This is a genomic window from Labrys neptuniae, from assembly GCF_040797145.1.
Lineage (GTDB): Bacteria > Pseudomonadota > Alphaproteobacteria > Rhizobiales > Labraceae > Labrys > Labrys neptuniae.
In genome coordinates this window covers 141,777-160,598 of sequence record NZ_JBFNQD010000011.1, presented here as the reverse complement: position 1 = coordinate 160,598, position 18,822 = coordinate 141,777, and the positions used below count along the sequence as shown (strand labels likewise).

The window sequence follows — 18,822 nt, the reverse complement described above, 5'->3', positions numbered from 1 at the left end:
TGCTCAGGCAGCCTTGCGCGCCGCGCGGGCCTCGAGTGGCACGGCCGCCTCGCGGAAACGCGCCCAGGGATCGGCAGCAAGTGCCGATAGCCGAGTCGGCGTGTTCGTCACCGTGAAATAGGCAGGGCCTATCGCCGGCGCCAGTTCCTCCCAGGCAATCGGCATGGAGACGGCGGCACCGGGCCGCGCCCGCGTCGAATAGGGCGCAACCGCCGTGGAGCCACGCTGGTTGCGCAGATAATCGATCAGGATCTTGCCATGGCGTTTGGCCTTAGTGATGGTCGAGACGAAACGATCCGGACTGTCGGCGGCCATGGCGTCGGCAAGGACCTTGGCAAAGGCCTTGACCTTCGGCCAGCCGGCTTTCGGCTTCAGGGGAGCGACCACATGCAGCCCCTTACCGCCCGATGTCTTCACGAAGGCGGCAAGCCCGGCTTGTTTCAGGCGTTCCTTCACCTGTTCGGCCGCCGCGATCACCTCGCTCCAGGCGACATCATCACCCGGATCGAGATCCATGGTGATCATGTCGGGTCGCTCCCAGTCGGCGAGCGTCGATCCCCAGGGGTGGATCTCCAGGACGGCCGCCTGGACCAGGCCGACCAGGCCATCGAGATCTTCGATTGCGATCAGGGGCTCGCCATTCCGGTCCTTGGGATCGCTCACTTGAAGGATATGTTCGTTCACCCCCTTCCAGGCATGCTTCTGGAAGAAGCGCGGCCCTTCGATGCCATCGGGGCAGCGCAGCAAGGCAAGCGGCCGGCCGACGACGAAGGGCGCCATGACGCGCCACACCTCGGCGTAATAATCGGCAAGTCCTTCCTTGGTCACGCCTTGCTGGGGCCAATAGAGCCGGTCCGGATGGGTGAGCTTCACGGTACGGCGCGGTGCTGCAGCCATGGTTCCTGCCTTTTTTCTGGTCTCCCTGACGACCTCCCTCGCCGGCTTGTCCTCACGAAGACCGCGAAAGGCAGCATGGCGCAGATGACGATCAGCCGTCCAGGCCCGGAATTCCACCTCGGCCACCAAGTCCGGACGCGTGAAGCGTACCTGCCGGCCTTCCTCGGCCGTGAGCGGCCGGCCGAACGGGCTTTGCTTGATACGCATGCCCTCCAGCCGCCGGAACAGGTCTTCGGCAACCGAACGGGTGAAACCGGTGCCGACGCGGCCGACCGGCTCCAGCTCGTCGTCCTGATAGACGCCAAGGACGAGCGATCCGATGGCCGTTCGGGACGTGGTGGACGGCACGTAGCCGCCGACCACGAATTCCTGGCGCGCCGAGCATTTGGACTTCACCCAGCTCCGACCTCGCCCAGACTGGTAGGGGGCGGAGCGAAGCTTGGAGACGACGCCTTCGAGGCTCAGCCGGCAGGCATGGCGCAGGACCATGGCACCGCTTTCCTCGAAATGATCGGAAAAGCGGAGTTCCTTTGCGGACTGAGCCAGCAATTGCTGCAGGAGCGCCTTGCGCCAGACGAGCGGCAGGGCCCTGAGATCATAGCCGTCGAGATAGAGGAGATCGAAGCCGTAATAGACAAAGCGGTCGGAACGGCCTTCGCTCAGATCCGCCTGAAGGGTGGAAAAATCCGAAGCGCCCGTACCCGCCTCGACCACCAGCTCGCCGTCGAGGAGTGCCGAGCTTGCCGGCAAGGCCTGCAACGCCGCCCGTACCGGCTCGCCGAACCTTTCGGTCCAATCGAGCCCGCTGCGGGTCAGCAGCTTCACTCGCTTTGCCTCGATGCGCGCCTGGAGGCGGTAGCCATCGAATTTGATCTCGTGGATCCAATCGGAACCTGCCGGCGCCTTGGCGACCAGCGTCGCGAGCGTCGGCTCGACGAAATCCGGCATCGGCGCCTTCCTGGCACCCTTGATCGAAGCTGGATCGGAGACGGCGCCAGGCTCCTGTCGCTCCTCCAATGGCTGAGCTCGCCTGCGTTTGGGCGCGATCCTGCCGGTCCTCGACGACCAGCCCGGCTCTTCGCCAGCGACCTCTGCAACCTGGCGGCCCGTCTTTACCGATTCCGGCCGCTCCTCGAGGATGTCGGGAGCGTCCGGCGGGCGAGCGGCCTCGTCATCGCCCTTGATCAACAGCCAGTTCTCGCGCTTTTCGCGCGGCCTGCCGCGCATGCGGATCAGATGCCAGCGGCCGGCAAGTTTCTCGCCCTTCAGCTCGAATTCGAGATGCCCCTTGTCATAGCCCCGATGCGCATCCCCGATCGGCTGCCAGGTCCCGCGATCCCAGACGATCACCGTGCCGCCGCCATATTCCCCCTTGGGGATGGTTCCCTCGAAATCTCCATAGTCGAGCGGATGGTCCTCGACATGCACGGCAAGGCGCTTTTCGCCGGGGTCAAGGCTGGGACCCCGGGTTACCGCCCAGCTCTTGAGCACGCCGTCCATTTCGAGCCGGAAATCATAATGCAGCCGCCTGGCATCGTGCTTCTGGATCACGAAGCTGTTGCCGCGCCTACGTCCGGCGCGCCCCTTCGGCTCGGGCGTGACCTTGAAATCGCGTTTCTGGTGATAGGGTTCGAGTGCACTCATGTCAGCTCGCCTTGCGCCGGGCGGTACGGATCTTGCCCGCACGCGTCTTGCGCGCGGCTGTCTTGCGTACAGCCTTGGCCGGCGGCGAGGAGCGCTGCGCCGCTTTACCTCCAGCCAGCCCGGCGCTCTCCCGCAACACGGCCATCAGATCGACCACCTTCTCGCGCACGGGCTCCTTGCGGATCGGAACCGGTTTTCCCTCGATCTTGGCCTTGACCAGGTCGGCGAGAGCCTCTTCATAGCGATCCTCGAATTTCGATGGATCGAACCGGCCGGACTTGGTTCGGATGATATGCTCGGCCAGATCCAGCATCTCGCCTTTGATGGCGAGGTCCGGCACCTCGTCGAAGACCTCTTCGGCCGCACGCACCTCATAGTCGAAATTGAGCGTGGTCGCGGTCAGGCCTGGTCCCTGCGCCCGGATCAACACCGTCCGAACCCGCCGAAACAACACGGTTCGGGCCAGCGCCGCGACCTGGCTGTCCCTCATGCCGTCGTGGATCACGGCATAGACTTCCGCAGCCTCGCTATTGGCGGGCGCAAGATAATAGGGATTGTCGAAATAGACATCATCGATCTCCCGGCATCGGATGAAGGCCTCGACGGCGAGCGTCTTGTCGCTTTCCGGGACGGCCGAGGCGACTTCCTCGGGCTCCAGCACGACATAGTCCCCAGGCGCGGTCTCATAGCCCTTGACCTGTTCCTCCCGGGGCACGGTCTTGCCGGTCTCGCCATCGATGAAGATGCGATGGACGCGATGGCCGGTTGCACGGTTGAGCGTGTGGAACACGATGCGATCGGAAGCCGATGCGGCCGTATAGAGCGCAACCGGACACGTGACCTCGGCGATTTTCAAGAACCCCTTCCAATTCGCTCGTGGTGCCATGGATCCGCCTCCGGGCTCGACGCTGAACGTCGCGAGAAGCTCTGAGCCGGTGCCCGCGACCGTTTCTCAAACCGGGCGTCGGCGCTATTGTTCCGGCAGGCCATCGATGTCGGCATCATCGCCAAAGGCAACCCCTGCGACAAGCCAAGGGACCTGCCTATCGGACATATGTCCAGATCATGTAGGCAACGAAACAGGCCAGTGCCGCACCGCCCATTCCCAGGATCAGGACGTAGAGAACCCGCCATCCCGCAGGCCCCTGCCGGACGGTATCGGTCGTGATGTTCTGCGTTTCCCGCCCATCGGGCGGTGCCGGCTGGACATTGTCCTTTTCGACCGTGGGGGTCATGTCAGCCTCCTTCTTTCGATCTCCCTGCGCTCCCAACTTCTTTCCTGGCGATACGTTCCTGTTCCGGCCATGCCGGAACCATCCGATCCCGCTCGGGTTGTTGAGCAGGAGATATGATATGGACACCCAGCCCTGGAGCCGCCCGGTTCAGTTTGGAACCGAGGGAGGAGCGGTCAGAATCCTGACGTCGACTGAAGAGGCCTCCTACTATCTGCAGAACGACTGGCCTGCCGATATCGGGCCGAAGTTCATCGAAGCACAGCGTACCTGCCTGGATGTTCTGGCAGGCATCGGAGGCCCCGACGATGCAAGGGCCGCCTTCCTCGAGGCTTGCAAGGAAGCCGAAATCGACGTCGTGCCTTGAGGGGAGGCCTCATTCGCGGCCTCCTCGCCTCTCGTCAGGAACAGCGCCCCCGCTCGGCAAGCAATATCGTGGCAGGCGCCGCTAGCTCGCCTGCCTGTAGTCATCCTCGCCCATTTCACAGCTCAGGCGGGCCCTCGCCCGGTTGAGCCTGCTCTTGACCGTGCCTACGGCACAGCCGCAGATCCCGGCCGCGCTTTCGTAGGATTCCCCCAGAACCACGATCAGGGCGATGATCTCCTTGTATTTGTCGGGCAGGCTCTGGAACGCCCGGCCGACCTCGCCGATCCTGACATTCCATTCCTGTTCGCCCGGCACCGCCGCACTGTCGAACAGCGTGTCGTCACCACGCAGCACTTCGCGGCTCCGCTTCTTGGCCTTCGTGCAATAGCTGTTGCGCATGATCGTGAAGAGCCAGGACTTCAAACGGGTACCCGGTTCGAACTGGTCGATATTGGCAAGAGCCTTGAGAAGTGTTTCCTGGACCAGATCGTCGGCATCGGCGGGTTCCTGACAGAAGGTGCGCGCAAAGGCCCGCAAGGCTGGGATCAGCTTTACGATGTCGGCCCGCTCAGCATTCTCGGTCACGTGATTATCCTGCAAAGGAAATCCCCTTCGTTTGACGGCTGAAATGATGGGATGTCCTGGATCAACGCGAAGATAACGGTGGTTGTTCCGTCGCCGGGTCGAACTTCGTGATGAATCTCCCCTCTTCGTCGGCAGTCTGGAACAGCATGGGCCAATGCAGGTTTGGTCGACACCAGCTGTGTCCATCAATGGAGGCTGCATGCGTCACGCAGATATTCGCATCGGCATATCGGGCTGGGTCTACCCGCCCTGGCGCGGCGACTTCTATCCGGAAGGACTGCCGCACAGAGACGAACTTGCCTACGCCAGCACCATGTTCCGGACGATCGAGGTCAACAGTACCTTCTATCGTCTGCAGAGCCCGGCAACCTTCGGGCAATGGTTCGACCAGACCCCCGAGGATTTCACCTTCGCCGTCAAGGGTCCCCGCTTCATCACCCATGTCAAGCGACTGCGCGATAGTTCGGCGCCGCTCGCCAACTTCTTCGCGTCCGGGGTCTTGCGGCTGGGGCACAAGCTGGGGCCGATCCTGTGGCAATTGCCGCCCAATTTCCGGTTCGATGCGGATCTGCTCGCTGACTTCCTGAGACGGCTACCCCGGAACACCACCTCTGCCTTGCGTATCGCCAGGCAGCATGACGACAAACTTCGCACCGAACCCTGGCTGAAGACCGCCGGCGAACAGCCGATGCGGCACGCTCTCGAAATCAGGCATCAAAGCTTCCTCGTCGGCGATTTCATCGCCCTGTTGCGCGAGGCCGACGTGGCGCTGGTCTGCGCCGACAGTGTTGATTGGCCGCTCGTCATGGACGCTACGTCGGACTTCACCTATTGCCGGCTGCACGGATCGAAGGAACTCTATCGCAGTGCCTACGGCGCCAAGGCGATCGATCTCTGGGCAAAGCGGGCCAAGGCATGGGCCCAGGGCAGGAAGCCAGTCGAAAGCCGGTTCATCGGGCCGGCCAGGGACATATCAAGACGGCGCGATGTCTTCGTCTTCTTCGACAATACCGACAAGTTGCAGGCACCCCATGACGCCCAGGGCTTGATGGAGCGGCTGGGGCAGCCGGTCAGGCGCCTCACTTCCGCGGCTTGAGGCCTCCAGCCAGGCCGTGTCCACCCGAAAGGAACAGGTCATGACATTTCATATCGTACAACTGGGCCCCGGCTCGAACGAACGGATCGTGCATGAAAAAAGCTATGCAACGCTTCAGGAAGCCCGCGGACGTGCCAGCAGGGAAATCGAGGCTTTCGAAGGCGAGCATGGCTACGATACGCTGCGCGGCTATTGGTGGTGTCGGGATCGACGGGGGCGGACGCGCTTCGTCTTTGTCGTGGATTGATGCGTTCTCTACGCATGGCGCCGGCCTTCCCCCCCGCCCCGGGACATGGAACGCCCCGGCTCACATGAAGGTGAGCCGGGGCGATGGTTCTACTGCCACTTCTGGCTGGCGTACCAGGAGTCGATCTCTGAGCGAACCCTGTCCTTGGTGAGCCCATAACGCTCCTGGAGCTTGCCTTCGAGCTGCTCGCGCCGACCGGCGATGACATCCAGATCATCGTCGGTAAGCTTGCCCCACTGCTCCTTCACCTGCCCCTTGAGCTGCTTCCAGTTTCCTTCCACGCGGTTCCAGTCCATGTCGTCCTCCTGTTTCGAGACGGCCCCCAAACTCTCCAGGAGCCGAAATGTTCTGTCGCCCGGCTATGTCGTGCTGCGGGCATTGAAGGCTGGAGGGTCGCTGGCGGGAAAGGATTCATCCGCCGCCTCATCAACCTCATCCCAATGCCGGGGAGGATAGCGCATCGCCTCGGTTCCGGCATGGCGCTCCCCACCCAATCCGCGCCTGGCTTTCTCATCTAGGGTCAGTTCCCGAGCAATGCGGGCCCCCGGTTCCGCCCGCAAGCGGCGATTTTCGTCCAGCAACTTGGCGATGGTGAACGCAGCTGCAAGCGACGCCAGAAGACGAAGACCGGACATGACATCCTCCTCAAATAGGAAAATCACTGGCTGAGCTGAGCCGATATCGACCTAGGGCAAGATCGACCTAGGGCAAGCCTTGCCAGCTGTCAGTTGCCGGCATTCGCCAACCCTCACCAGAAGCGGCCGAGATTCTCCAATATTTTCGATCAAAAATTCAGAAAGATATCAGTAACCAACAAATTCATGGAACCGATTTCGGTACACACGAGTTACATGACACCAATAGAAAGGAGATTTCCATGCTATACACAATTCTCCTCGTTATACTTATACTTGCTTTGCTTGGCGCGCTGCCAACCTGGCCTTATTCCGCCGGCTGGGGATATTGGCCCAGCGGCGGCCTCGGCCTTGTCGTCGTCATTGTGCTTCTGCTCGTCCTGCTCGGCCGATTATGAAGCTATCGAGGGCGGGAAGAGGGCGGCGCCCGCTTGCGTCTCATGCCGCCTTCTTCTGCATCCCCCGGTCTGGAAGCCGATCTGTCGGCAGCCTCGGCCGCCCGCGCCGGCGTGACGCCACGCCGGATGGAATCCGCCAACCCCTCGGCATTTCCCCGTCCGCCGGGGCCAAGGGTGCGGATTTCACGCCGGGATTCGGCTGCATAGGGGGCCATGCCGGTTCCGTCCTGTTTGGACCTCATGGAATCGCTCCTCCGGGCCTTACGATCTGAGCCGCGCCATGGCGCGACGTTCCTCTCCGAACCTTCGATGCCCGCAGGGGTTCCCGGCGCGGCAGGTGGTTTGATCCGTTCCCAACCTTCGGAACCCGTTTGTTTTTCTGCCGTTGCCCTGCTGCGGGGAGGAACCCATGCCACGATTGAAGATCGTCTCGCCCGACCAACTCGATCTGCGCCGGCGCCGTTGCGGGCGCGGATTTTCATATGTCGACGCGGCGGGTCATCGCATCACCGACAAAGCAGCCCTGGCACGGTTTCGCGCCCTGGCCATTCCGCCGGCCTATGCGCAGGTGCGCATTGCATCGGACGAACGGGCCCATATCCAGGCGATCGGCCGGGACGAAGCCGGCCGGCTGCAATATCGCTATCATCCCGAATGGGAACGCAGGCGAGAAAACCGCAAAACCCTGAACATGATGAAGCTCGTGCGGACGCTTCCCAGGATCCGGGCCGCCATCCGCCGTGACCTTGCCTCCCCGAAGCTGGACCGGAACAAGGCGATCGCCTGTGCCGTCGCCCTGATCGACAGCACGCATATCCGGGTCGGCGGCGCAGCCTATGCGCGGGACAATGGCAGCCATGGCGCCGCCACCCTGCTCAAGCGGCACGTCACCATCACGGCAAGCCGGGTGGAACTGCGTTTCCGCGGCAAGGGCGGCAAGCCCATCCGTCGCAGGGCGGAGGATGCCGCCCTCGCCCGTGCTCTCGCCCGCTTGCGCACCCTGTCCGGTCCCAGGCTGTTCCAGTTCGTGGATGCGGAAGGCGCCCGCCATGCGATCGAGGCTGACGACATCAATGCCTATCTGCGCAGCATTTCCGGCATCGACGTCACGGCTAAGGATCTGCGCCTGCTGGGCGCCAGCAAATGGGCCGTCCAGGAACTGGCCGCCCTGACTCCGGCCCGCAGCATGGCCGGCCGGAAACGCCAGATTGCTGCCGTCATGCGGCAGGTTTCGTATCACCTCGTCAACACGCCGGCCGTCGTCCGCAAGAGCTATGTGCCGGCGCTGATCATCGACTCCTTCAAGACGGGCCGGCTGCACACAGCCTTCATGAAGGCCCGCTCGAGCAGCCATCGCCGCCGCGCCGAGGCGGCGCTGGGTCTTCTGGCAGCGAAGGAGCAGACGGTCTGATCAGATCCCCCGCGCCCGCTTGTGCGGGCCTTCTCGGATTTCCTCGACGATCTTCGCTACGAAGGCCGGAATGTCCTGCGGTCCCCGACTTGTGACGATGCCGTTGTCGGCGACGACGGCCCGATCGATCCATTGGCCGCCGGCATTTTCGACATCCCTTCGGATGGATTGATAGGACGTCACGTCGCGTCCCCGAATGGCATCGGCCTGGACCAGAAGCCAGGGGGCATGGCAAATGGCGCCGACGACCTTGCCGGTGTCGATGAAATTGCGGACGGTCTCGATGGTCGCATCATCCGTCCTGAGCTTGTCCGGGTTCATCACGCCGCCGGGCAGGACGAGAGCATCATAGTCATCCGGCCGGGCCTCTCCTATCTTGAGATCCGCTTCGATCGTTTCCCCCCAGTCGGTCCTGTTCCACCCACGGATGGGCAGGCCGTCGGGCGTAGCAAGGTCGACCTCGGCCCCGATGCTGCGCAGCTGATTGCGCGGTTCGATCAGTTCCGATTGTTCGAAGCCGTGCGTGGCGATCATGAGTATCCTGGCGTGCCTGATATCGGGCATGGAAACCTCCTGTCGGCGGGCTTGTCATGCTCTTCGAACCCCCGATGCCGGTACCGGTTCCTCCTTCCCTCGCATCGACGGCAAGCCGCCATGGCGGCCGTCACGCCGAGGAGGCGCGGGAACCTGGGGCGGCCGTGCCGGTTAGGAAGGCCAGCACAAAGGAGGCCCGTCATGCCCCGTGGAGACAAGTCGAAATACACCGACAAGCAGGAACGCAAGGCCGATCATATCGCCGAAGGCTATGAGGCACGTGGCGTATCCGAGAAAGAGGCCGAAAGGCGCGCCTGGGCCACCGTCAACAAGGACGATGGCGGCGGCAAGAAAAGCGGCGGTTCCGGACGTGGCAAATCCACGAGCCATCCGGCATCCCACAAGGGCGGCAAGCTCGGTGGTAAGGCTTCCGCCTCGCGCCCAGCAGCCGCGCGCTCCGCTTCGGCCAAGAAGGCAGCCGCCACGCGCAAACGCCACGAAGCCCACAATGCCTGAGGCGATGTCTGCAGCATGAGGGAGGATATCATGGCCCGGCAGCCAAAACGGACGGACAGGGAGCGCGACCAGCCCTACACCACCGAGCGGGAAGAATATCGGTTCGACAAGGTGAAACCGCCGACCGATCCGGAGGAAAGGCAAGCCCACAGCAAGCCCGGCGGCGGCATCAAGCGCCCACCGGACAAAGGACCTCCTCCGCGCCGATCGGACGGCCCGGAGCGATGACGGCCCGGCAAGCTCGAACGGGTGCCGACACCCATCCTCCGACCGAGGCGGAAACCTCGGCTTCGGATCGCGAGGAGATCGCCACGCTCGCCGATATCCGGCGACTGGCGGGCGGCTGCCGGCGCTGTGATCTTTACGAGCACGCCACCCAGGTCGTGACGGGAGAAGGCAGCGAGCACGCCCGCCTGGCTCTGGTCGGTGAGCAGCCGGGCGATCAGGAGGATCTGCAGGGGCGCCCCTTTGTCGGGCCGGCCGGCCGATTGCTGGATCGATGTCTCCAGGAAGCGGAATTGGACCGCGACGAGTGCTATGTCACCAACGCGGTCAAGCATTTCAAATTCGAACGCCGCGGCAAGCGCCGGATCCACGAAAGGCCTAATGCCGGCGAGGTGCAGGCCTGCAAATGGTGGCTCGACAGGGAACTGAAAATCCTCAAGCCCCGCTTGGTGGTAGCCCTGGGAGCAACGGCCGTCCAGGCCCTGCTCGGGCGCGCCGTCGGCGTGATGAAGCAGCGCGGCCAGGTTCTGCCCGGCCCGGACGGGCTCCAGGTTCTCGTAACCGTTCATCCCAGCTATCTGCTGCGTATCCCGGACTCGGGTGCCGCCGAACGCGCGCGCTCCGCCTTCATCGAGGATCTGCGCAAGATCCACACGGTCCTCGGGAAATAGCTATCGACGCGAAGCCGGACCGGCCAGACCTGCCTTGCCTCAAGACCATCTCGCATTGTGAAGGGGAACAAGTCTGCCGTAGCCGGCTTAGGAATGCGGCTGGCAGCCGACGTCGTGGGCTGCGGGCCCCTGCCCTCACCCGATGGAGCCTTGCGTCCAGCCAGGCCTTGCGTCCGGGATCGCGATCCGTCGCAAGTGAGGGCATCGCCCCGGCTTCAGTCATCGATGACGGAGGTTCAAATGATACAACCGGAGAGAAAATCCCTCGACTTCGCCGAGCATCGCCAGGCTTATGACGGCTTCATACGCCTGACACTGATCGTTATCTTCCTGCTGCTCTCCCATCTTGTCGCGCTTGCCTTGGGGGGAGTGGCCCATTTGTGGGTTCTGGCCTGCCTCGAACTGGGGCTGTCGATCCTGGCCGCCGTGATCGGGGCTGCGGTCCCCGGCCTGGATTGGAAACCCGGAGCCGCAGTGCTGGCCTTTTGCCTTCTCACTCTGGCGATTGCCACCGGCTGAGCCTGCTCGCCGGGGCTACGAGGAACAGATGGGCAAGGTCAAGGCTGCTCTCGACGAATCCCGCACGCTGATGCTCGGGGCTCAGATCCTGCTCGGCTTTCAATTGCAGGCTCCTTTCCAGAACGCCTTCGAGCATCTCACCCCCGGTGAAAAGACCATCGAGATCGTCGTGCTCTGCATCATGGTGCTGGTTCTGGGCCTGCTCGTCTGTCCCAGTGCACACCACCGCATCGTCCACCGGGGACATGCAGCCCCGAGTGTTGAAGGGACAGTCAAATGGGCTATGGCTGCGACCCTGCTGCCCTTCGCGGTGGCGCTGGGGCTGGACCTCTACATCGCCGGAAACCGCGTCGCCGGCTTCACGGCCGCCGTGATGGCGGCGGCGGCTGGAACCACCCTTGCATTGGGCTTCTGGTACGGCCTGCCGCTCCTTCACCACCGGCAACAGCGAGAACAAGCCATGCCGATCGCCAAGGAGACCCCTATCGGTACCAAGGTGGAGCACGTCCTCACGGAGGCGCGCGTGGTCCTGCCCGGTGCGCAGGCGCTGCTGGGTTTTCAGCTGGCCATCATCCTGACCGACGGCTTTGAGCATCTCCCGCCATCCGCCAAGCTCGTGCACGGCTTGGCGCTTGGCCTGGTGGCGCTCTCCACCGTCCTACTGATCGCGCCGGCGGCCTATCACCGGCTGGGCTACCAGGGGCAGGACACCGAAGGGTTTCATGCGATGGCGAGCCGGCTCGTCCTGGCCGCGACCGTCCTTCTCGCTCTCGGCCTCTGCGCGGACATCCATGTCGTCGTGCAGAAGATCACCCTGAGCGGCGGGCTCGCCAACCTGCTTGCCGGCCTCTCGGCCATGTTGCTGCTGGGACTGTGGTATGTCCTGCCTCTCTGGCATCGCCACAGGCAGCTGGACAAGGCGCAACCAGAGGGTATCCAGGCACGCGACCAAGGCCCGCGGGTTGGACCTGGCTCTCACAACCTTCCGATGTGAATGACGCAGGTGTGGAGCAGGATTTCCCGTGCGATCTGCGGCCAGTCATTGGGATGCAGGTCGTGCCCACCGTCCTCGATGGCGACCAGGCGGGCGCCCTTCACGGCCGCCGCCATGGCGTCGGCATGCGCGATCGGAAATACCGGGTCGGCCGTGCCATGCAGGATCAAGGTGGGAACCTGGATATCGGCGGCCTTGGCCTGAACAGGCGATGGCGCCGCCACCGCCAAATGATTCCGCAGGCTGGAAAAGGACGGCGAGAGGGCCAGATCCCTGTCGATCAGCTGCCGGGCCGCATCGGCATCGTGCGGGTGGCGCCTGCCGGCAACCGCTTCGGCATCGCGGACCAGAAAATCAGCCACCTGGTTTTTGTCGTTCCAATCGAGATGGTGGAGCATGGCCATGTGCTGCCTGTAATCCTCGCGAGGCGGCGGCAACCACTCGACGCCGAGCGGCGTGGAGCTGACGACAGTCAACGTCTTGACCCGATGCGGCCGGATGAGGGCCGCCAATTGCGCGATGACGCCTCCCATCGACATGCCGACCAGATGACCTGCCTGGAGGTTGTAACCGCTGAGCACGGCCATGGCGTCCTTGGCCATATCTCCAAGCGTATACTTAGCCGTTCCGGGCGCGTAGGCCGTGGACGCACCGGTATCCCGGCTGTCGTAGCGGATGACATAGCGCCCGCCAGAGGAAAGCAATTCCACGAAGTCTTCCGGCCACCAGACCATCGAGGCGAATGCACCCGCGATCAGGAGGATCGGGGGATCGTCGAGATTGCCGAAAGCCTGCGTCCGGATCCTCACGCCGTCGCCATCGATGATCCGCTCTTCCATCGCGCCAATGTCCTCGTTGGTGAGGCTCTCGTGCCGAGCAATTCCCCAAGCGGGAAATCGCGGACGGTGGCACCCGCCCGGGTGGGTCAAGCACAGGTCCTCAACCGTGGCTTCGCCGGCGCATCTATCCTATCGCGTGGCGCCGGACATCGGATCGAGATGCAGTTCGACCTTGGCCTTGTCGGTGGTCATATAGGTGACCTCATAATAGCCACTCTGGCTCCATTCGATCTCCGAGATATAGGCAAAGCCATCGCGGGCTTCGACCTTGGCGATGATCTGCGACAATTTCAGGCTGCCCTGCGGAGGTAGAGCGGTGCTGGTCGTCTGGGCGCTGGCCACGCCAGCGAGCAGCAGAAGGCCGGCAAGGGCCCCGACTATTCTTCCCATTGCGCATCCCTCATGTTCCGAATGCGCAACAAGAACCCAACAGAAGGCTTTAGGTTCCCAAAGAGGCCATAGCCGGGATCAGGCAGCGACGCGACTCAGATCCATTCTCAGTTCGATGACAAGCCCTTCCGGACGCCATTGGCGTGAAAATCCGCCGAATTGGCTCGCGGCGAGCCGCACGAGACGGCTGCCGAAACCTTCCGCGTCCGATGGCTGCACCTCTGGCCCGCCGATCTCACGCCAGATGATCACGGCATCGCCGTCCCGCCGCCGGCATTCGATCGTCAATCGGCCTGTCGACGTCGAAAAGCAGCCATATTTGGCAGCGTTCGTTGCGAACTCATGCAGGAGAAGCGCAACGGGCGTCACCACATTCTCAGCGAGCTCGATATCGAGGCCTTCAATCGTGAACCGCCTGCGCTCTCCCTGCGCCCCTTCCACATAGGGAGCCAGGATCGCTTCGATCAGCGCGTGCAGCGTCGCCGTTTTCCTGAAGCCGGTATCGGCCGTTCCGGAAGCCAGGGTCAGGGCATGTGCCCTCGATAGCGCCCCCAATCGATCGGCGACGATCGAGGCAAGCATCGCCGGCGTCTCGGCGGAAGCCACACTCAGATTGACGATGCTGGTGGCAAGGGCAAACAGGTTCTTCACCCGGTGGTTCATCTCATGCAGCAGGAGCTGCTGCTGCTCGTGGGCCCGGCGCCGCTCGGTGATGTCGCGCGCGATCTTGGAAGCCCCGATGGTCACGCCCTCGGCATCCTTGATCGGAGAGACACTCAGCGAGATATCGACAAGGCTGCCATCCTTGCGCCGGCGGATGGTCTCGTAATGGTCGATCCGTTCACCCGCCCGGATCCGCGCCAATATAGCCGGTTCCTCATTATGCCGGTCGGGCGGGATCAGCATCATTACGGATCGGCCGATCGCCTCGGAGGCAGTATAGCCGAAAAGCTGCTCGGCCCCGGCATTCCAGCTGGTGATGATCCCCTCGAGATTCTTGGAGATGATGGCATCGCCGGAAGATTCCACCAGCGCCGCGAGGCGGCGGGCAGTCTGGTCGCTGTGCTGCCGCTCGATCGCAAAGCCCAGCTGGCGGGCGACGATCAATATCGTTTCACGCTCCTCATCGGTGAAAGGACGGGGCGTGTCGTAACAGAGCACGAACTCGCCGGCCACGCCGTGGCTGACCATGATCGGAATGAAGGCGAGTGCGCCGATGCCCTCGTGCCGGATCAGGGTTGCAAGGTCGGGCGGCAGATCGGCCTGGCCGATATCACCCATATAGATCGCCGCCGGTTCCTGGTCATCCGGCCGCCATGGCGAATGCCCCTCGGCGCCGGCGCGATATTGTTCGGTAAGTCGCCGCCAGGCCGCAAAGCGCAGAACACCCTTGCCATCGAACCGCAGGATCGCTGCCCGCGTGCAGCCCAGCATGTCGTGGATGACGTCCAGGGCCACGTCGTAGATCTGATCGAGAGTGCGCGCGCGATAAAGAAGATCGGTGAAGTGGAACAGCGCATTTTGCTGGCGCATCGGATGCGCGAGCGGCGCCTGTTCATCCTGCTCCGGATCCGTCACGCCGGAGACGAGCGCCGGCCTACCGCTCGGCTCCTTCTTGGTTTTCAACGCCGACACAGCCCTGATTGCTTCAAAGACCCGGACCTATTGCCTGATATCCGCTCCCAGACCAAGCGGCAGATGAAATGCGCCGCGCGCCCGAAGCATGGAGAATATCACGATCACAATAGCCAAGCCGTTCGGATAAAGACAATCCAAAACTCGGCCGGCCCGATCTTCGGCCGCTTCGGCAAAGGCCGAGACTGCGTTCATCCATATCACAACCGAAGCGAGGGAGGACTTCTATCCGGGTCCGGCCTGTTCACGACGTGGTCTCGCCGGCATTGCTGCGGTTCCTGCCTTTGGGCGCACCGGTCTGATCCTTCGGCGTTTCGCCATGTTTAAGCTTCTCCGCCTCTTCGTTCCGTCCATTGTCGTTGGGGCGTCCCGGAGGCTCCTTCGTCCTGGTCTTTTTCTCGGGCATCGTACTCCACTCCGTTGAGGTAGGGACTTCCTGAACGGTTCGGCGACAATTCGGTTCCAATACCAGACACCAGCCTGCCAGCATCACCGCGCCGAGGCCTTGCCCTCTTCCTTCTTCCTGTTGGTAAAGCGCGCATTGCCCAGCCCCGTGCCGATGGTCAATATGCCCCAGCGCTTGACGTCGCCCATGCGAGGCACCTCCGACAGGCCCTGGACCACCGCATCATTATGCAGAACGATGTGGGTTGCCTGCCCGCCAATCTTGGGCACGAATTTGAGCAAGGCCGCCGGCAGGTTGAAATTGGCGCCTTCCCAGTTGGAACCCGGAAGATTCTGACCTCCACGCGCGATGGAACCGTCGGATCTGATGGCTCCCGGACAGCCCACGCCGATCACCGGGGTAAGCCTGATCTTGTTCTTCTCGGCGCGCGAGCGCAGGTCCTGCAGCATCTCGCCGAGGCGACCGATCGCCGCCGTCCGCGCCGGCTCGTCATCGGCATGACGCCAGATCGCGAGTTTTTCCACTTTGGCCCGGCCGAGATCGGCTTGCTTGTCCACCTGGCTCAGCACGATCCCGGCGCGGATGTTGCGTCCACCGATATCCACCGCCAGCATGCCGTCGTGATTGGCCAGCACATAGGGTGGCAGCAAATGCAGGCTGCCGATCAACCCCGCCTCGTCGGGGTGATTGGCGATCGGCACCACTTCCACCGAGACCCCCTCTCCGCTGAGCAGCGCCTGGGTCCGTGCGATCGCCAGCCGCCCTACGCGGCTTTCCCGAAAACCTCCGCCGATGACGATCCGCTCGGTGCGCCGCCAAGAGGCAGTTCGCAGGAAGCGGCGGATGACCCCGGAAAGAGACCGCGCGAACTCCTCCAACGCTCCGTGCACCAGCGCGGCGCTGTTCAGATCGTCGCCAGTCAGCATCTCGTCGATTTGCTTGCGCTTGATTTCCTCGGTGGCTTCCTCGCCCAGGGGATCCTCGCCAGCCTTGCGGTAGAGCAGGCGCAATTCCTCCAGCTTTTCGAGAAAGGCCCCCGTATTGGCCCTGTCGCCGACAAAACCCTCCTTGTCGCGCAGGCCGATATTATAGCCATCCACGCGGACGGATGGCAGCACCTCGCCGCCGTGATTGAGAAATTGCCAGCCCGCCTGCTCGTTCATCCCCGAACCCGTCGATCCCCTCCGAACCCTGCTGCTGGCGACAACCATTCGCGCCCGCGAAGGTTCCCACCACGCCCTGCTGTAAGACCCGCCGGCATTTCAGCCGTCCGCAAAAATGGCCCATGCCTGGTGGAACCCTCCTCGGCGGGGGTCGTTCGGTAGACGAACAGGCATCGAAACGAGCCATAAGCCTTGGAAACCGGCGCGTTGGGCCCGCGGTTCGCCTGTTTGCAACCGATCCGACAGGGAGACCGACGATGCCTCAAGCATCCTATCGCATCACTGGCAGTGCCGATGGCTGGGTCATCGAGCATGATGGCAAGCTCGGCGGCGGATATGAGCTTCCGGAAGCGGCTTTCGAAACCGCGGTCGCCGCGGCCTCCCTGGATCTCAAGGAACGCCGGGACGTCACCATATCCGTGCAATTCCCCGAAGGCCCCGAAGATACCGAAGCCCTGGCGAGCGGATCCGAACCTGCGCTTCAGCGTGCCGAATTCGACAGCCCGCTCGGCAAGGCGAAGTGACGCCGTCAGGCGCTCAAAGGCAAAAGGAGGATGTGATGAATATCAGGCAGGCCATGACGACTGAAGTTTGTGTCGCCACGCCGGACGAGACGATCCAGAAGGCGGCCCAGCTCATGCTGGGCCTCGATATCGGCATGATTCCCGTTGCTCACGAAGACCGGCTGGTGGGCATGATCACGGATCGCGATATCGCCGTGCGCGGCGTCGCCGCAGGCCGGGGCGCCGATACGCCGGTTCGAGACGTGATGACAGAGGATGTCAAATATTGCTTCGATGACGAGGATATAGAAGACGTTCTTGATAATCTGGGTGAGATCCAGGTCCGCAGACTCCCCGTTGTCAATCGCGACAAGCGTCTGGTCGGCATCGTCTCGCTGAGCGATCTCGCCCGCTCCAAAGCGCCCGACAAGGCAGGAGTCGCCCTCGGCGAAATTGCCCGGCCAGGTGGCGAGCACAGCCAGGCGACGTTCTAGATTTTCCTTCTCGCCTCCCTGCCGTCGGCTTTCCCGAGCCGGCGGCGCATCAGGAGATCCCCACACGCGCTCCGTCCAGGCCGCTGCACCACTTTCGAATTGTCTTCTTCGTCGGGGCACAGGAACCTGAGCGAATCCCTGCTGGCCACGCGGAAGGAAAGTGCCATGACCAGAACCGAGATTCCCGCCGACGCCATTCTCCAGGGCCAAACGATCCTGGTCGCCGACGACGAAATCATCATCGCTCTCGACATCGAAGACATGCTGATATCAGCCGGAGCCCGGGTTGCCGGCCCTTGCCTGACCCTGGCCTCCGCATTGGAGACCGCCAGCCAGCAACCCATCACAGCGGCTGTTCTGGATATCAGCCTCGGCAAGGACACGAGCGAGCCTGTCGTCGACCTGCTCGCGGTGCGTAGCATTCCCATCGCCTTCTGCACGGGCAAAGTGCTTCCCGAGACCTTGCGGCAGAAGGTTCCCGACGCGCCGGTTCTGGTCAAACCCGTTCTGCATCAGATCCTGCTTGAAACCCTTGTGCGCCTGACCAAGGAGTAGCGATCCGCCCTATCGCCACCCAGACATCGCAAACCGTCCCAATTGCTGCAGGGAACATGTGCAAGTTTGCATCGTTACACAGAAGCACCGGGTGAGATGAAAGCGGAGTGATAGCCCGTTCCAGCGCGAAGATTCACCGGGACGGAAGATACAGCATCCGCATTCGAGCGAACCGGCTCAAAACGAGTGACGATCCATGCAGCAACTCCAGGGCATGCGTCTCCTGATCGTCGAGGACGAGATATTGCTCGCAGGCGATCTGGCTGACTATTTCGAAGAGAGGGGGGCGGTAATCCTCGGACCGGCATCGACGATCGAGGCTGCGCAATGTCATGTGAGTTCAGCCAATGCAGCCATTCTCGACGTCAACATCAATGGCAAGATGGTCTTTCCGATCGCAGACCGCCTGCTCGCCCTGGGCATCCCTTTCGTCTTCTTCAGCAGCTACGACGAAGACGTCATTCCCACCCATCTCAGGCATGTCGACAATGTTCGCAAGTCGGGTGGCCGTCACGCCCTGCTTGAAACCCTGTTCGTGGCGCGCCGCAGGACGCAGGACGAAATCAACGGCATTGACGGGGACCCGAGCGCTGACATCGCCGGGCTTCTCCCCGAACTCAGGCTGAGGGCCCGCCACTATCTTGACGGCAGGGCCGCTGCCGACCGACTGGTCGAGCAAACGCTGCTCGCCGCCATCGATCTGGCAGACCGCAAGCCGCCGGACCGCGATACGCTGCCATGGCTTTGCGACCTCATGGACAGGACCTTCAGGGCCGTCGGCCATCAGCTGCTCGACTGAACGGTGCGCCCGAGTTTCTTCTGCTATTTTTCCATCCGAGCCCGCCGGCCGCGAACACGGCGGAACC

25 protein-coding genes are annotated in these 18,822 nt (G+C 63.0%); 14 read left to right on the top strand and 11 right to left on the bottom strand.

Annotation, left to right across the window (positions count from 1 at the left end):
- Positions 1 to 3: 3 nt before the first annotated feature.
- The 3 genes from ligD to ABXS05_RS26010 all read right to left on the bottom strand — a co-directional run bounded on the left by ligD (position 4) and on the right by ABXS05_RS26010 (position 3,776).
- The gene (ligD, locus tag ABXS05_RS26020; RefSeq protein WP_367625862.1) at positions 4 to 2,541 is read right to left on the bottom strand and encodes a DNA ligase D; all 2,538 of its coding nucleotides are present in this window, start codon (positions 2,539 to 2,541) and stop codon (positions 4 to 6) included.
- 1 nt (position 2,542) lies between these two features.
- A complete protein-coding gene (ku, locus tag ABXS05_RS26015; RefSeq protein ID WP_367625861.1) occupies positions 2,543 to 3,427 on the bottom strand; it encodes a non-homologous end joining protein Ku in 885 nt (294 codons plus the stop codon).
- A 157-nt stretch (positions 3,428 to 3,584) separates the two neighbouring features.
- Positions 3,585 to 3,776: a hypothetical protein gene (locus ABXS05_RS26010; RefSeq protein ID WP_311939479.1), complete on the bottom strand. Its 192-nt coding sequence runs from the start codon at positions 3,774 to 3,776 to the stop codon at positions 3,585 to 3,587.
- 118 nt (positions 3,777 to 3,894) lie between these two features.
- Here ABXS05_RS26010 and ABXS05_RS26005 point away from each other — a divergent pair, with 118 nt between their 5' ends.
- Positions 3,895 to 4,140, top strand: coding sequence for a DUF982 domain-containing protein (locus tag ABXS05_RS26005; RefSeq protein ID WP_367625860.1), 246 nt, complete (start codon positions 3,895 to 3,897; stop codon positions 4,138 to 4,140).
- An 81-nt stretch (positions 4,141 to 4,221) separates the two neighbouring features.
- On the opposite strand, the gene ABXS05_RS26000 is transcribed toward ABXS05_RS26005, so the two are convergent.
- On the bottom strand, positions 4,222 to 4,725 hold the full coding sequence (locus ABXS05_RS26000; protein WP_311939484.1) for a sigma-70 family RNA polymerase sigma factor: 504 nt from the start codon (positions 4,723 to 4,725) through the stop codon (positions 4,222 to 4,224).
- Between the two features lie 199 nt (positions 4,726 to 4,924).
- Between ABXS05_RS26000 and ABXS05_RS25995 the strand changes: the two genes are divergently transcribed.
- Both ABXS05_RS25995 and ABXS05_RS25990 read left to right on the top strand, forming a co-directional pair.
- The gene (locus tag ABXS05_RS25995; protein ID WP_367625859.1) at positions 4,925 to 5,821 is read left to right on the top strand and encodes a DUF72 domain-containing protein; all 897 of its coding nucleotides are present in this window, start codon (positions 4,925 to 4,927) and stop codon (positions 5,819 to 5,821) included.
- A 40-nt stretch (positions 5,822 to 5,861) separates the two neighbouring features.
- Complete coding sequence (locus tag ABXS05_RS25990; protein ID WP_367625858.1) at positions 5,862 to 6,068, top strand: hypothetical protein; 207 nt, start codon at positions 5,862 to 5,864, stop codon at positions 6,066 to 6,068.
- An 89-nt stretch (positions 6,069 to 6,157) separates the two neighbouring features.
- On the opposite strand, the gene ABXS05_RS25985 is transcribed toward ABXS05_RS25990, so the two are convergent.
- Positions 6,158 to 6,364, bottom strand: coding sequence for a CsbD family protein (locus tag ABXS05_RS25985; RefSeq protein ID WP_311939491.1), 207 nt, complete (start codon positions 6,362 to 6,364; stop codon positions 6,158 to 6,160).
- Positions 6,365 to 6,427: 63 nt separating this feature from the next.
- Positions 6,428 to 6,703: a hypothetical protein gene (locus ABXS05_RS25980; protein ID WP_367625857.1), complete on the bottom strand. Its 276-nt coding sequence runs from the start codon at positions 6,701 to 6,703 to the stop codon at positions 6,428 to 6,430.
- 242 nt (positions 6,704 to 6,945) lie between these two features.
- Between ABXS05_RS25980 and ABXS05_RS25975 the strand changes: the two genes are divergently transcribed.
- Together ABXS05_RS25975 and ABXS05_RS25970 are read left to right on the top strand one after the other, a co-directional pair.
- The gene (locus ABXS05_RS25975; RefSeq protein ID WP_367625856.1) at positions 6,946 to 7,101 is read left to right on the top strand and encodes a DUF3309 family protein; all 156 of its coding nucleotides are present in this window, start codon (positions 6,946 to 6,948) and stop codon (positions 7,099 to 7,101) included.
- A gap of 409 nt (positions 7,102 to 7,510) precedes the next feature.
- Positions 7,511 to 8,512 carry a DNA topoisomerase IB gene (locus ABXS05_RS25970; RefSeq protein WP_367625855.1) on the top strand — a complete coding sequence of 334 codons (1,002 nt, stop codon included), beginning with the start codon at positions 7,511 to 7,513 and terminating at the stop codon, positions 8,510 to 8,512.
- Here the strand turns inward: ABXS05_RS25970 and ABXS05_RS25965 are convergent, their stop codons facing one another.
- A complete protein-coding gene (locus tag ABXS05_RS25965) occupies positions 8,513 to 9,076 on the bottom strand; it encodes a type 1 glutamine amidotransferase domain-containing protein (protein WP_367625854.1) in 564 nt (187 codons plus the stop codon). It lies immediately after the preceding gene.
- A gap of 171 nt (positions 9,077 to 9,247) precedes the next feature.
- Here ABXS05_RS25965 and ABXS05_RS25960 point away from each other — a divergent pair, with 171 nt between their 5' ends.
- From ABXS05_RS25960 to ABXS05_RS25940, 5 genes are all read left to right on the top strand, one after another.
- Positions 9,248 to 9,562, top strand: coding sequence for a plasmid stabilization protein (locus ABXS05_RS25960; RefSeq protein WP_367625853.1), 315 nt, complete (start codon positions 9,248 to 9,250; stop codon positions 9,560 to 9,562).
- Positions 9,563 to 9,592: 30 nt separating this feature from the next.
- Positions 9,593 to 9,790: a hypothetical protein gene (locus tag ABXS05_RS25955; RefSeq protein WP_367625852.1), complete on the top strand. Its 198-nt coding sequence runs from the start codon at positions 9,593 to 9,595 to the stop codon at positions 9,788 to 9,790.
- Positions 9,787 to 10,458 carry a UdgX family uracil-DNA binding protein gene (locus tag ABXS05_RS25950; protein ID WP_367625851.1) on the top strand — a complete coding sequence of 224 codons (672 nt, stop codon included), beginning with the start codon at positions 9,787 to 9,789 and terminating at the stop codon, positions 10,456 to 10,458. The genes ABXS05_RS25955 and ABXS05_RS25950 overlap by 4 nt, the downstream gene beginning before the upstream one ends.
- Positions 10,459 to 10,698: 240 nt before the next feature.
- Positions 10,699 to 10,977, top strand: coding sequence for a hypothetical protein (locus ABXS05_RS25945; RefSeq protein ID WP_367625850.1), 279 nt, complete (start codon positions 10,699 to 10,701; stop codon positions 10,975 to 10,977).
- Between the two features lie 28 nt (positions 10,978 to 11,005).
- Positions 11,006 to 11,971, top strand: a complete 966-nt coding sequence (locus ABXS05_RS25940; RefSeq protein WP_367625849.1) for a DUF6328 family protein — start codon at positions 11,006 to 11,008, stop codon at positions 11,969 to 11,971.
- Here the strand turns inward: ABXS05_RS25940 and ABXS05_RS25935 are convergent.
- The 4 genes from ABXS05_RS25935 to ABXS05_RS25920 all read right to left on the bottom strand — a co-directional run bounded on the left by ABXS05_RS25935 (position 11,953) and on the right by ABXS05_RS25920 (position 16,404).
- A complete protein-coding gene (locus ABXS05_RS25935) occupies positions 11,953 to 12,810 on the bottom strand; it encodes an alpha/beta fold hydrolase (protein WP_367625848.1) in 858 nt (285 codons plus the stop codon). The genes ABXS05_RS25940 and ABXS05_RS25935 overlap by 19 nt on opposite strands.
- A 129-nt stretch (positions 12,811 to 12,939) precedes the next feature.
- Entirely contained in the window at positions 12,940 to 13,200 is a 261-nt protein-coding gene (locus ABXS05_RS25930; RefSeq protein WP_068290161.1) for a PepSY domain-containing protein, read from the bottom strand.
- Between the two features lie 78 nt (positions 13,201 to 13,278).
- On the bottom strand, positions 13,279 to 14,826 hold the full coding sequence (locus tag ABXS05_RS25925) for a PAS domain S-box protein (protein ID WP_367625847.1): 1,548 nt from the start codon (positions 14,824 to 14,826) through the stop codon (positions 13,279 to 13,281).
- A 498-nt stretch (positions 14,827 to 15,324) separates the two neighbouring features.
- Positions 15,325 to 16,404 (bottom strand): ROK family protein, encoded by a 1,080-nt coding sequence (locus tag ABXS05_RS25920; protein WP_311939526.1) that lies wholly within the window; start codon positions 16,402 to 16,404, stop codon positions 15,325 to 15,327.
- A gap of 257 nt (positions 16,405 to 16,661) precedes the next feature.
- Here ABXS05_RS25920 and ABXS05_RS25915 point away from each other — a divergent pair, with 257 nt between their 5' ends.
- The 4 genes from ABXS05_RS25915 (at position 16,662) to ABXS05_RS25900 (ending at position 18,755) form a co-directional block, all read left to right on the top strand.
- Complete coding sequence (locus ABXS05_RS25915; protein ID WP_367625846.1) at positions 16,662 to 16,928, top strand: hypothetical protein; 267 nt, start codon at positions 16,662 to 16,664, stop codon at positions 16,926 to 16,928.
- A gap of 35 nt (positions 16,929 to 16,963) precedes the next feature.
- On the top strand, positions 16,964 to 17,401 hold the full coding sequence (locus ABXS05_RS25910; RefSeq protein ID WP_367625845.1) for a CBS domain-containing protein: 438 nt from the start codon (positions 16,964 to 16,966) through the stop codon (positions 17,399 to 17,401).
- Between the two features lie 165 nt (positions 17,402 to 17,566).
- Positions 17,567 to 17,956 (top strand): response regulator, encoded by a 390-nt coding sequence (locus ABXS05_RS25905; RefSeq protein ID WP_311939534.1) that lies wholly within the window; start codon positions 17,567 to 17,569, stop codon positions 17,954 to 17,956.
- A gap of 196 nt (positions 17,957 to 18,152) precedes the next feature.
- Positions 18,153 to 18,755, top strand: coding sequence for a response regulator (locus ABXS05_RS25900; protein ID WP_367625844.1), 603 nt, complete (start codon positions 18,153 to 18,155; stop codon positions 18,753 to 18,755).
- Positions 18,756 to 18,822: the final 67 nt, after the last annotated feature.

Coding starts and splice junctions, on each gene's coding strand:
- ABXS05_RS25960 (WP_367625853.1), top strand. CDS start 9,248: ATGCCCCGTGGAGACAAGTCGAAATACACCGACAAGCAGGAACGCAAG.
- ABXS05_RS25910 (WP_367625845.1), top strand. CDS start 16,964: ATGAATATCAGGCAGGCCATGACGACTGAAGTTTGTGTCGCCACGCCG.
- ku (WP_367625861.1), bottom strand. CDS start 3,427: ATGGCACCACGAGCGAATTGGAAGGGGTTCTTGAAAATCGCCGAGGTC.
- ABXS05_RS25900 (WP_367625844.1), top strand. CDS start 18,153: ATGCAGCAACTCCAGGGCATGCGTCTCCTGATCGTCGAGGACGAGATA.
- ABXS05_RS25945 (WP_367625850.1), top strand. CDS start 10,699: ATGATACAACCGGAGAGAAAATCCCTCGACTTCGCCGAGCATCGCCAG.
- ABXS05_RS25985 (WP_311939491.1), bottom strand. CDS start 6,364: ATGGACTGGAACCGCGTGGAAGGAAACTGGAAGCAGCTCAAGGGGCAG.
- ABXS05_RS25930 (WP_068290161.1), bottom strand. CDS start 13,200: ATGGGAAGAATAGTCGGGGCCCTTGCCGGCCTTCTGCTGCTCGCTGGC.
- ABXS05_RS25935 (WP_367625848.1), bottom strand. CDS start 12,810: ATGGAAGAGCGGATCATCGATGGCGACGGCGTGAGGATCCGGACGCAG.
- ABXS05_RS25955 (WP_367625852.1), top strand. CDS start 9,593: ATGGCCCGGCAGCCAAAACGGACGGACAGGGAGCGCGACCAGCCCTAC.
- ABXS05_RS25995 (WP_367625859.1), top strand. CDS start 4,925: ATGCGTCACGCAGATATTCGCATCGGCATATCGGGCTGGGTCTACCCG.
- ABXS05_RS25940 (WP_367625849.1), top strand. CDS start 11,006: ATGGGCAAGGTCAAGGCTGCTCTCGACGAATCCCGCACGCTGATGCTC.
- ABXS05_RS25965 (WP_367625854.1), bottom strand. CDS start 9,076: ATGCCCGATATCAGGCACGCCAGGATACTCATGATCGCCACGCACGGC.
- ABXS05_RS25905 (WP_311939534.1), top strand. CDS start 17,567: ATGACCAGAACCGAGATTCCCGCCGACGCCATTCTCCAGGGCCAAACG.
- ABXS05_RS25975 (WP_367625856.1), top strand. CDS start 6,946: ATGCTATACACAATTCTCCTCGTTATACTTATACTTGCTTTGCTTGGC.
- ABXS05_RS25915 (WP_367625846.1), top strand. CDS start 16,662: ATGCCTCAAGCATCCTATCGCATCACTGGCAGTGCCGATGGCTGGGTC.
- ligD (WP_367625862.1), bottom strand. CDS start 2,541: ATGAGTGCACTCGAACCCTATCACCAGAAACGCGATTTCAAGGTCACG.
- ABXS05_RS25950 (WP_367625851.1), top strand. CDS start 9,787: ATGACGGCCCGGCAAGCTCGAACGGGTGCCGACACCCATCCTCCGACC.
- ABXS05_RS26010 (WP_311939479.1), bottom strand. CDS start 3,776: ATGACCCCCACGGTCGAAAAGGACAATGTCCAGCCGGCACCGCCCGAT.
- ABXS05_RS25980 (WP_367625857.1), bottom strand. CDS start 6,703: ATGTCCGGTCTTCGTCTTCTGGCGTCGCTTGCAGCTGCGTTCACCATC.
- ABXS05_RS25990 (WP_367625858.1), top strand. CDS start 5,862: ATGACATTTCATATCGTACAACTGGGCCCCGGCTCGAACGAACGGATC.
- ABXS05_RS25920 (WP_311939526.1), bottom strand. CDS start 16,404: ATGAACGAGCAGGCGGGCTGGCAATTTCTCAATCACGGCGGCGAGGTG.
- ABXS05_RS26005 (WP_367625860.1), top strand. CDS start 3,895: ATGGACACCCAGCCCTGGAGCCGCCCGGTTCAGTTTGGAACCGAGGGA.
- ABXS05_RS25970 (WP_367625855.1), top strand. CDS start 7,511: ATGCCACGATTGAAGATCGTCTCGCCCGACCAACTCGATCTGCGCCGG.